The organism is Mesorhizobium sp. WSM4837 (assembly GCF_055811435.1).
On the sequence record NZ_JBVVQE010000125.1, the window covers coordinates 1 to 9,151 of the forward strand.

At 61.8% G+C, this 9,151-nt stretch carries 7 protein-coding genes and 1 pseudogene; 4 read left to right on the forward strand and 4 right to left on the reverse strand.

The annotated features are described in order from the left end of the window. Together AC0L3D_RS35210 and AC0L3D_RS35215 are read right to left on the reverse strand one after the other, a co-directional pair. Positions 1 to 966: multicopper oxidase family protein (locus AC0L3D_RS35210; protein WP_473647376.1), on the reverse strand; the 966-nt coding region annotated here is incomplete at its 3' end. A gap of 90 nt (positions 967 to 1,056) precedes the next feature. Next, entirely contained in the window at positions 1,057 to 1,392 is a 336-nt protein-coding gene (locus tag AC0L3D_RS35215; protein WP_128166789.1) for a hypothetical protein, read from the reverse strand. A gap of 1,085 nt (positions 1,393 to 2,477) precedes the next feature. Between AC0L3D_RS35215 and AC0L3D_RS35220 the strand changes: the two are divergent. After that, positions 2,478 to 2,630 (forward strand): annotated as a pseudogene (locus tag AC0L3D_RS35220) (DUF899 domain-containing protein); the annotation flags it as partial. 72 nt (positions 2,631 to 2,702) lie between these two features. Here AC0L3D_RS35220 and AC0L3D_RS35225 read toward each other — a convergent pair. Then, a complete protein-coding gene (locus AC0L3D_RS35225) occupies positions 2,703 to 4,724 on the reverse strand; it encodes a putative bifunctional diguanylate cyclase/phosphodiesterase (RefSeq protein WP_084833952.1) in 2,022 nt (673 codons plus the stop codon). Positions 4,725 to 5,010: 286 nt separating this feature from the next. On the opposite strand from AC0L3D_RS35225, the gene AC0L3D_RS35230 reads away from it, so the two are divergent. Beyond that, positions 5,011 to 6,045, forward strand: coding sequence for a class I SAM-dependent methyltransferase (locus AC0L3D_RS35230; RefSeq protein ID WP_473630085.1), 1,035 nt, complete (start codon positions 5,011 to 5,013; stop codon positions 6,043 to 6,045). 39 nt (positions 6,046 to 6,084) lie between these two features. Here the strand turns inward: AC0L3D_RS35230 and AC0L3D_RS35235 are convergent, their stop codons facing one another. Further along, positions 6,085 to 7,005 (reverse strand): sugar kinase, encoded by a 921-nt coding sequence (locus AC0L3D_RS35235; protein ID WP_473647377.1) that lies wholly within the window; start codon positions 7,003 to 7,005, stop codon positions 6,085 to 6,087. A 206-nt stretch (positions 7,006 to 7,211) separates the two neighbouring features. On the opposite strand from AC0L3D_RS35235, the gene AC0L3D_RS35240 reads away from it, so the two are divergent. Together AC0L3D_RS35240 and AC0L3D_RS35245 are read left to right on the forward strand one after the other, a co-directional pair. Beyond that, on the forward strand, positions 7,212 to 7,661 hold the full coding sequence (locus tag AC0L3D_RS35240; protein ID WP_473630087.1) for a FixH family protein: 450 nt from the start codon (positions 7,212 to 7,214) through the stop codon (positions 7,659 to 7,661). Positions 7,662 to 7,674: 13 nt separating this feature from the next. Continuing rightward, complete coding sequence (locus AC0L3D_RS35245; RefSeq protein ID WP_473630088.1) at positions 7,675 to 8,877, forward strand: cytochrome-c peroxidase; 1,203 nt, start codon at positions 7,675 to 7,677, stop codon at positions 8,875 to 8,877. Positions 8,878 to 9,151 lie beyond the last annotated feature (274 nt).

The window sequence follows — 9,151 nt, forward strand, 5'->3', positions numbered from 1 at the left end:
GACTGTCCCGGCGACAGGCCAGTCGGGAGCCGCCTGCCTGAGCGGATTATCGGCATAGGCTAGGTCGACCAGGCGGTATTCCAGGCCCTCGTAGAAGCGGTCGATCACGGAAACCCGGCTTCCGGCGTCAGCCGTCATGTCGAGGATGAGGTCGGCGCGCATCGCGGGCCCCAGCACGACCAGCCCGCCTTCCGGCGCATGCGGTTCCACTGGCTGCCCGTCCAGCGCAATGATGGCAGGCTGATGGTTCCCGAAGTCGAGGCCGAAAATGCGGGCGTTGGCGGCGTTGATCAGCCGCAGCCGGATGCGTTCTCCCTTTCGCACCTGAAAGACATCCGGCACGCGGCCATTGATCGTGACCGTGTTTCCGACCCGGCCGTTGTGCATCATGTCATGGCGGTTGCCGAAGTCTTCCCGCATCTCGGCGGTTTTGGTCAGCCGCCAGTCGGACAGCACCCATGTGACTTCGCGGTCGACCCGGATGGGATCGGCTTCCTCCACGATCAGCGAGCCGTAGAGGCCTCTGCCGACCTGCTCGAAACTGCGATGGTGCGGATGGTACCAGAAGGTGCCTGCGTCGACGGCATCGAACTCGTAGGCAAAGGTCTCGCCGGGCCAGATCGGCGCCTGCGTGAGGTGCGGCACGCCGTCCATCGCGTTCGGGACTCGCAAACCGTGCCAGTGCACCGTCGTCTCTTCGTTGAGTTTGTTCTCGACCGCCACCCGCAGGCGTTCTCCCTGGCGGATGCGAATTTCCGGACCGGGCAGGCTGCCGTCATAGCACCAGATGGGGGTATCGCCATGCGGCTCTGGCGCGATCTGGGCGCGTCCCGGTCCGGCGCGGATCCGGAACTCGCGAAGGCCTGCGGCGTCGGATCGCGGTGGAAGCACCACGCCCGCCGAAACGGCGGCGGCCGATGCGAGGAAGATTCGACGCGTCAGCGCCGGCACACGTGGATAGGGCATTGGATCAACCATTCCGGAATAGGCTTTTTTGACGCGCGGACGTAGCCGGGCGCGTCGACGGGTCGGTCGCGAGCGGATGCCGCGGCCGTGTCAGCTCAGGAAGGTGGTTCGGGGAGGATAGGGCTCAGGCGGACCGGTGCGGCCGTCGGACGGTTCTCCGGGAGGCAAGGATACGATACCGGCGAAATGCGGCAGCTCGGCCGCGGCAGGCGTGCAGATCGCGACAAGCGAGGTAACGCAGAACTGGTCGCATGCCGACGTCTGGCCGTCGTCGCCGGGACAGTCCTGGCAGTCGGGCATGTCGCCGTCCATCTCAGCCATCGACATCTTCAGGGACATGTCCGTCAAAGCCGCGGCATGCGCCGCCGTGCCGAGGGCGAAGGCCGCGAGGAAGACGACTGCGAGGATGCGGACGAACCTGCTCATTGGGTAGACAGTAGTCCTGGCTCTGCGCCCTGTCCAGATTCGGTCGCAGGTGAACCATGACCGCAGCAAACGGATGCCGACGGGAGGCGATTTGTTGCAGGCTGCCTTGGAATGTCTGACTAGGTTCCGGAAATGGTCTGGCGTGAGATTATAACCGCCTTTGGTGCCATTGCGCTGGCTTCTGGACCGCGGCGGCATTAAGCGGTCCGAGTAGCCTAAGACGCGAAGTCCGCTAGTTATGATTCTAGAGTGGGGCCGGCGCGGATCATGGAGCGTGCAATTGCGAGCTGCGCCTCGACCTCGGCGTTTCCTTTTGCGGGAGCCGCGCCGCCTTCACTGAGTTGGAAGCGGCTGTGGAAGGGCCTCCAGCATGCCGGCGAGGCGCCCAAGGAGATGAAGAAGCGGCCGACGATGCAGTGGGTTAAGCCGGGTTCACTAGCGTCACGCACCGCTGTCACGGCAAGAGCAATTCGCACTCCGAGTTCCTCGTGTCGTCAGGCAGTTATCCATCCGGCCCTAGGCTCAAAACCCAACGGAAGATCAGTTGACTTTGGGCCGCAACGGCTCATCCTTGACTTGTTGGCCTACCTTTCCGACCAACTTTTGATAGGGAGGAAGCAATGGAATCCGTCAATCGTAGATCCACATTTGCACTCGGTCTTACAGTAGCCGCGACGCTACTACAGAAGGCACCCAGAACACGAGCACTGCGGTCGCGATCATGCGGGTCATCGATTTGATGCCCGCATGAGGTAAGCGATGGGTGGAAGTGCGGCTATGGCTGCCCTAAAGAGATGCCGGAGCGCGTATCTGTCGTGGTGGGGAACGTCCAACGACGGGCCGCCTTCCATCCCGGTCATTGTCGATCACCGGCTGATTGAGTTTTGACCCTAGTCCCTCGACAGCTGCTTGATCTGTTTTCTGATTTCCTTGGTATCGCCGCGCGAACCGATGGCGATGATCGCCAGTTGTTCGGCCAGTTCGCGGCGGCGGCGCAGCGGGCGAACAGCAGATCTCCCCGCGTCAAGCCGGCCCCGAGCATGCAGTCGACGACCGCCTGAAAGCCAGGCTCCATCGCCTCCTCGGAGGACTCGCCCGAGGGCTATCCCCAGACCCCGGCCTACAAATGGTGGAACTGGCACGACAGCTACGCCGCGGATCCGGCAGCCGACAAGAAGTGGGCCGAGGTGTCGGAGGCCGGAGAGGCGGCGTTCCGGGAGGCGAGCACGAAGCAATGAGCCAGACCTGTTCGGGTGCGATCGACGGGCGGCGACGGTTGGCCTGAGAGGCTCAGATCGCGCCGCCGCCATTCATGCCGACTTGACGATCGACAATGTGCGTTTGTAGGTGGCCGGTTTCGTGCGGAAATTCGCGGCGGGAGCAGGTCGGCCGACGTGAAAGCCCTGGATCTTATCGATGTCGAATTCGCGGATAAGGGCCAGTTGCTCGTCGGTTTCCACCCCCTCGACCAGGATTTTATGGCCGCGATTTCGCACCAGGGCAATGATGTCTTGCAGCATCGCCTTGCCCCTTGGGGTGCCGCAGTCATGCAGGAACGAGCGGTCGATCTTCACCATATCGAAATCGATGAGACGAAGCCATGAGAGGCCCGCGAAGCCCGTCCCGAAGTCGTCAAGCCATACCCTGACCCCCAGCAGCTTCAGGTCGCTGATGCAGCGCAGAACGTCGGAGTGCATCTCCATCTCCAGCCCTTCGGTGATTTCGAGGGCCAGCCTGCTGCCGGCGACGCCGGTCTCGCTCAAAATCGTCGCAACCGAAGCTGCGAAGCCGGGCGTCTTGAGCTGAATTGGAGAGACGTTGACGCTGACGACACGGACGTGATCGTCCGCCAAGAGCTCGGTGCACACTGTCCTTATGGCCCAGCGCCCGAGCTCCAGGACCGCGCCGGTTCGTTCCGCAACAGGAATGAACAGGCTCGGCGGAACCGATGTACCGTCCAGCATTTTGAGGCGCATCAGAGCCTCGACGGCTTCAACCCGGCCAGACGCCACGTTCTGGATCGGCTGGTAGACGAGTGAAACGAGATCCTGGCCGATCGCGATCTTCAGCAAAGCCGCAATGTTCTCGCTCTCGTCGCTGCTCTGGGGATCGTTTGGATCGAACAGCCAGGTACAATTGCGACCGCCTGCTTTCGCCAGATAGAGCGCACGATCGGCCTCGTGGACGATCTTCTCCAGCTTGGCGCCAGTCTGCGCCCTGGTGAAGGCAGCGCCGACGCTCACCGTCACCACCGAGGTGCCGTCTCTGCGCTGCTGGTGGGGAAGCGCGAGGTTCTCCACCGTGCTTCGAATGGCTTCGGCAAGACCTGCGACCTGTTCCCTTTTCTCCATGCGAGCCAGGACAATGAATTCTTCCCCGCCGTAGCGGCCGATTGAGCCATTGTGCTGCTTGATCATTTCGGCAAGGGCATTGGCGACAAGTATCAGGCAGCGATCGCCTTCCTGATGTCCGTAGTAGTCGTTGAACCTTTTGAAGAAGTCCACGTCGATGAGGATCGCCACAAAACCGCTGCCATGCCTTTGCCAGTCGCTCCAGTAGTCGCGCAGCTTCTCGTCGATCGCACGCCGATTCTCCAGACCGGTAAGCGGATCGGTTCTCGACAGATTCAAGAGCGCCTGTCCGCGCTCGGTGGCCTCCTTGTGCTGGATTTTAGCTTCCAAGGCGTTCAGGAAGACGTTGTAACGTTCCTCGTTTAACCTCCAGTTTACATACGACGTGAATATGAAGCACGAAATGTAAAAAATTCCTAGTACTATTTTGTATGTTAGCGTAGAAGGTACGAAATAGTTCACCGTGTATAGTACACACAAAATTATAGCAGAAGTTACGATGGATAGATTAAACCTGAATGTGAAGAAAAGATTGGCGCCCATCATGAAGATAGTACCGAAGACCATATAATAAGAGACGCTTTCCTTGTCCGCGGCCATAACCGCTGGGGACAACCAACCAACATAGCCAAAGATGATGGCTGCGGCGCAAGTCACGTCAATCCATTCCGTTCCGACCCCCCGGCGAAGTTGTGCTTCCAGGGTCAACAGCGCAGTCACTCCGACCGCGAAGCGCGCCGTGATCGTATAGAGTGCCACATCCGGAATCAGCAGCAGATCCGTTGCCGAAAACATGAGATAGATGGCGACGGCGATCCAAAGCCCCGGCCTGGCGTCCATCCTTCGCTTCGCCTGGCCTTCCTCCCAGTAGAGGCTGCGGAGTTCGTCGGACCGTCGCTCGTAGCGCCGCTCAAGCGGTTCCGCATGGGCCATATCGGCCAATGCGGATGACGCGTATTCGTTCGTCACCCTAAGCCCCATTTGAACGGGGCTTTGTATGCCGAACTCATTTCTAGCTTCTACCCCCACGCCGGCCGACTCCTCAGGCGCGACAGCGAATTGCGGCGCCTCGCAAGCAATATGCAGTCGCGCATATAGGTTTGGGTTAACTCGTATCTGGAATCCGACCCGCAAGGCGTCCAAAAAACCAGCATGGTTGGCGGGAATTTAACGACACCGCTAAAATGCCTGACATGTGTCTTGGCAAAGATAAAATTTTACGCAATATGTAACGATATCTAGTTAAATGTGATTATGGAGTTCTGCGGTGGCAACCATCCTCGATGGCAAAAGTTTGATTACTGCCGAGATGATCGCCGCCAGTCTCCCTCAAAAAAAGCTCGAGCCTCATAGCGAAGCGTTCGAAACCGCTCGCGTCGAGCTTGCGCTCATTCTCCACACCACACACCAGCAAATCGAGCAACGAAAGGACCCCGCCGAGATCATTCGTCGTGTGACGTCGTACCTCAGCGCGACGCGTTCCAAGGTTCATCCCGACGTCTGGCAGGCATTGATACCGGTGGTGCAGAACCACCCGGTCCTGGAGTACTTTCTTGAGGATCCGCTCACGCGGTGGTCCCATGACAAGCCCAGAGGTTATTCCGGCGACGCGCAGTTGCTCGACTACATCTATTGCGATCCGCACGTGGCGGAGAGCGTGGCAAACGCCTCGGAGATCGGCAAGGCGCTCTACATGCATACCAAGGATGTGCCGTCGTCCATCGCGGCACGGGAACGGCGTGATCTTCTGACCCGCTATGTCGATAAGATTGCGACCAGGAATGGACCGCAAACCGAGGTCCTGGCGATTGCGGCCGGCCATTTAAGGGAGGCCAATCGCTCGGCCGCATTACAGGAGGGCCGTCTCAAACGCTGGGTTGCACTCGATCAGGACCCTCAGAGCGTTGGATTGATCACGCGCGACTTCCAGGATACTGCGGTAGAGGCGATCGACGGCTCGGTGCGAACCGTGCTCACGCGGGGCCACAAGCTTGGCAAGTTCGACTTCATCTACGCCTCCGGCCTTTACGACTACCTTGCGCACAACGTCGCCGTGAAGCTCACGAAAACCTGCCTGCAGATGTTGAAGCCGAACGGGACCTTCCTGTTTGCGAACTACGCAGAAGGCAACCCTGACGCCGGGTATTGGGAGACGTTCATGAACTGGGTGTTGCTGCTGCGGTCGGAGGCCGATATGTGGAACGTCATCAATGCCAGCGTCGACCGAAACACCGTCGAGGCGCAGGTGTTCTTTGGCGAGAACCGCAACGTCCTGTACGGCGTCATCGAAAAGCGCGGATAGCGAGCGCCTGGGCTGCGAGCTTGTCGGCGGTTGTCGGTTCTAATCCCCGAACGCTGCCCTTAACGTCTCGAATGGCGCCAGCGCGCCGCGCACCTGGACGACTGCGGCGGCGACGCGATGCGCGCGCAACACGGCCGCGGTCGGGGCATGGCCGGCAAGCCGGGCGGCGAGATAGGCGCCATTGAAGGAATCGCCGGCGCCGGTGGTGTCGACCGGGGCGGCGACATGCACGGCCGGAACGGGTTGCGGGGTCCCGTTTGCGGCGATTAGCGCCGGCTCCTCGCCGTTCTTGATGACGACTTCGCCGACCAGCTTTCGCATCCGTTCCGCGGTTTTCTGCGGCGCTGCGTCGCCGAACAGCATCTGCTCGTCGGGAAAGGTCGGCAGCGCGATGTCGGTGACTGCCAGCGCATCGAGGATCGCGGTCTGTGCTTCGTCGCGCCGGCGCCACAGCCGCGGCCGATAATTGGGATCGAAGGCGACAAGCGAGCCGTCGGCGCGCGCCTTGGCCACCGCCGCCAAAAGTGTCTTGCGCGCGGCGTCGTCCAGAATTGCCAAAGTGATTCCGGAAAAGTAAACAAGCGCCTGATTTTCAAGGCTTTTCGCCAAAGCGGCCGCGTCGGAGGCAAGCTGCCTCGCGGCGGCGTCGCCGCGCCAGTAGGTGAAGGAGCGTTCGGCGCCGGTCAGCGTGATTGCATAGAGGCCGGGCCGGGCGCCTGGTATAATCGGGCTGGCGCCGATGCCGATGCCGTTTTGCGCGAAGAAATCGATCTGGTCGCGCGAGAACGGGTCGTCGCCGAAGGCCGACACATAGGTCGCCGGCCGGTCACCGCTCAGCGCATGCAGCGCCCACAGCGTATTGAATGTGTCGCCGGCAAAGCCCATGCGCCAGTTCGGCCTGGCCTGGCCTGAAAGCTCGAGCATGCATTCACCGATCGATGCGACGCCGTTTCCTGCCATGTATCTCTCCTGGTGCATGTCGCCCACAGCTTGCGCGGCGGTTTTGGGATAACGACATGCACAAAACCAAAGACCGGTGCTGTAGCTTTTTGCGGGCGGCAGCGCCATGCTTGGCGGCAGCGGATTTTGCGCCGGCGGCGTTTTCTCAGCGGCGCGGCGGGACGCGATCCGCTCAGTGAGACGTTATTTCTGGAAGAGGAACCGGTTTGGCATCGTTATGGCGCTACGTTCTGGCAGGTCTTGGTCTGGCTGCCTTGCTGGCCGGCATTCTCGCCGCCGTCTATATGACCGCGCCGCAAGCGCCTCGGCTCGCCGGCTCCGAGATTGCCCGTTCGAAAGAGACGGCGAACGGCCTGTTTTTAGCCAGTTTCGAGCCGGAGCGGGGCGTTGTCCGTCAAGGCGAGCTGCAATCCTGGCTGCTGACCCTGAAGACAAATGCGGGCACCCCGGTGGAGGGCGCTGCGATCTCGATATCCGGCGGCATGCCGCAGCACAGGCACGGTCTGCCAACCAGCCCGCATGCGACCGATTATCTGGGCGATGGCCGCTATCGCATCGGCGGGGTGAAATTCACAATGAGCGGATTGTGGCAACTGCATTTCGCCATTTCCGCGGCGGCCGGATCCGACACGGTGGTCTTCAATGTGCTGCTCTGAGCGCTGGAGCAAGATGAACCGCTTTCCGCGACTTTTCGCGCTGCTGGCGATGGCTGTGCTTGCCGGCTGCGGCAAGCCTGAGTTTTCCGATGCCGAAAAGAAGACCATCGCCTCGCTGGCGCTGTCAGCCCTGCCGCCGCTGAAAACCGACACCACCAACCGCTTCGCCGACGTGCCGGCTGCCGCCGCGCTCGGCGCGACGCTGTTTTTCGACGCCGGGATGAGCGGCGACGGCAAGGTTTCCTGCTCGACCTGCCACAAGATCGACCGGCAGTTCCAGGACGATCTGCCGCGAGCGGTCGGTGTCGGCCGCACCAACCGGCGCACCATGCCGCTGGCCGGTGTTGCACATGACGCATGGTTCTTCTGGGACGGGCGGCGCGACAGTCTCTGGGCGCAGGCGCTGGCGCCGCTGGAAAATCCGCTGGAGCAGGCCGGCAACCGCGCCGCCTACGCGCATTACATCCAGGCGCGATTCGGCGAGCGCTACGAGCGCATCTTCGGGCCGCTGCCCGACCTTTCAAATGTGCCGGCCAATGCCAGTCCGCTCGGCAGCGATGCCGAGAAGGCTGCCTGGAATGCCATGTCCGGTGCGCAAGCCGAGGACGTCAACCGCGTCTTCGCCAATATCGGCAAGGCGATCGCCGCCTTCGAGCGATCGATCGCGCCACCGCAGACGCGCTTCGACCGGTTCGCCGCCGCTTTGGATACCGGTATACAGGCGCCGCAAGGCGACGATGCCTTGTCGCCCGAAGAAATCCTCGGGCTAAAGCTGTTCATCGGCAAGGCCAATTGCGTGACCTGCCATAACGGGCCGCGTTTTACGGACGGCGGTTTTCACAACACCGGCGTGATGTCGGTGGCGAACCTGCCGCCGGATCGCGGCCGCATAGACGCGGTGCGCCAAGTCGAGGCCGATCCGTTCAACTGTTTCGGCGCGTTTCGCGATGGCGACGCCGGCGCCTGCGGCGAGCTGCGCTTCATGGTCAAGGCCGGGCCGGAACTCGTGCGCGCCTACAAGACGCCGTCGCTGCGCGGCGCCGCCACCCGTCCGCCCTACATGCATGCCGGGCAGTTTTCCTCGCTCGAGGAGGTTGTGGCGCATTATTCGAAGGCGCCGGCGAGTGTCGAGGGTGTATCCGAGGTCCACCCGCTGCAGCTTTCGGACCGCGAGCGCGCGGCGCTGGTGGCGTTCTTGAAGACGCTGGCGGAGTGAAGGGACTCAGCTGCTCGGTAGCGATCCTTCGCGCCCCCCTCTGTCCTGCCGGACATCTCCCCCACGAGTGGGGAGATTGGCTGTCCCCTCGGCTTTCGCCAATTTTCAACATTCAAGGAAAGGGGCACTGTCGCCGAAGCCGCCGATCTCCCCCCAAGTGGGGGAGATGTCCGGCAGGACAGAGGGGGCGCTGTCCCGCCGGCATCGAAGGTTCTTACCGCACCGCAGCGCCTACCGATCCTTCACCGTCTCCATCGCCACGAAGGTCGAGGTC

What these genes read in the sequence shown, in the direction of transcription:
- AC0L3D_RS35245 (WP_473630088.1), top strand. Translation starts at nt 7,675, where the DNA reads ATGAACCGCTTTCCGCGACTTTTCGCGCTGCTGGCGATGGCTGTGCTT.
- AC0L3D_RS35215 (WP_128166789.1), bottom strand. Translation starts at nt 1,392, where the DNA reads ATGAGCAGGTTCGTCCGCATCCTCGCAGTCGTCTTCCTCGCGGCCTTC.
- AC0L3D_RS35235 (WP_473647377.1), bottom strand. Translation starts at nt 7,005, where the DNA reads ATGGCAGGAAACGGCGTCGCATCGATCGGTGAATGCATGCTCGAGCTT.
- AC0L3D_RS35225 (WP_084833952.1), bottom strand. Translation starts at nt 4,724, where the DNA reads ATGGGGCTTAGGGTGACGAACGAATACGCGTCATCCGCATTGGCCGAT.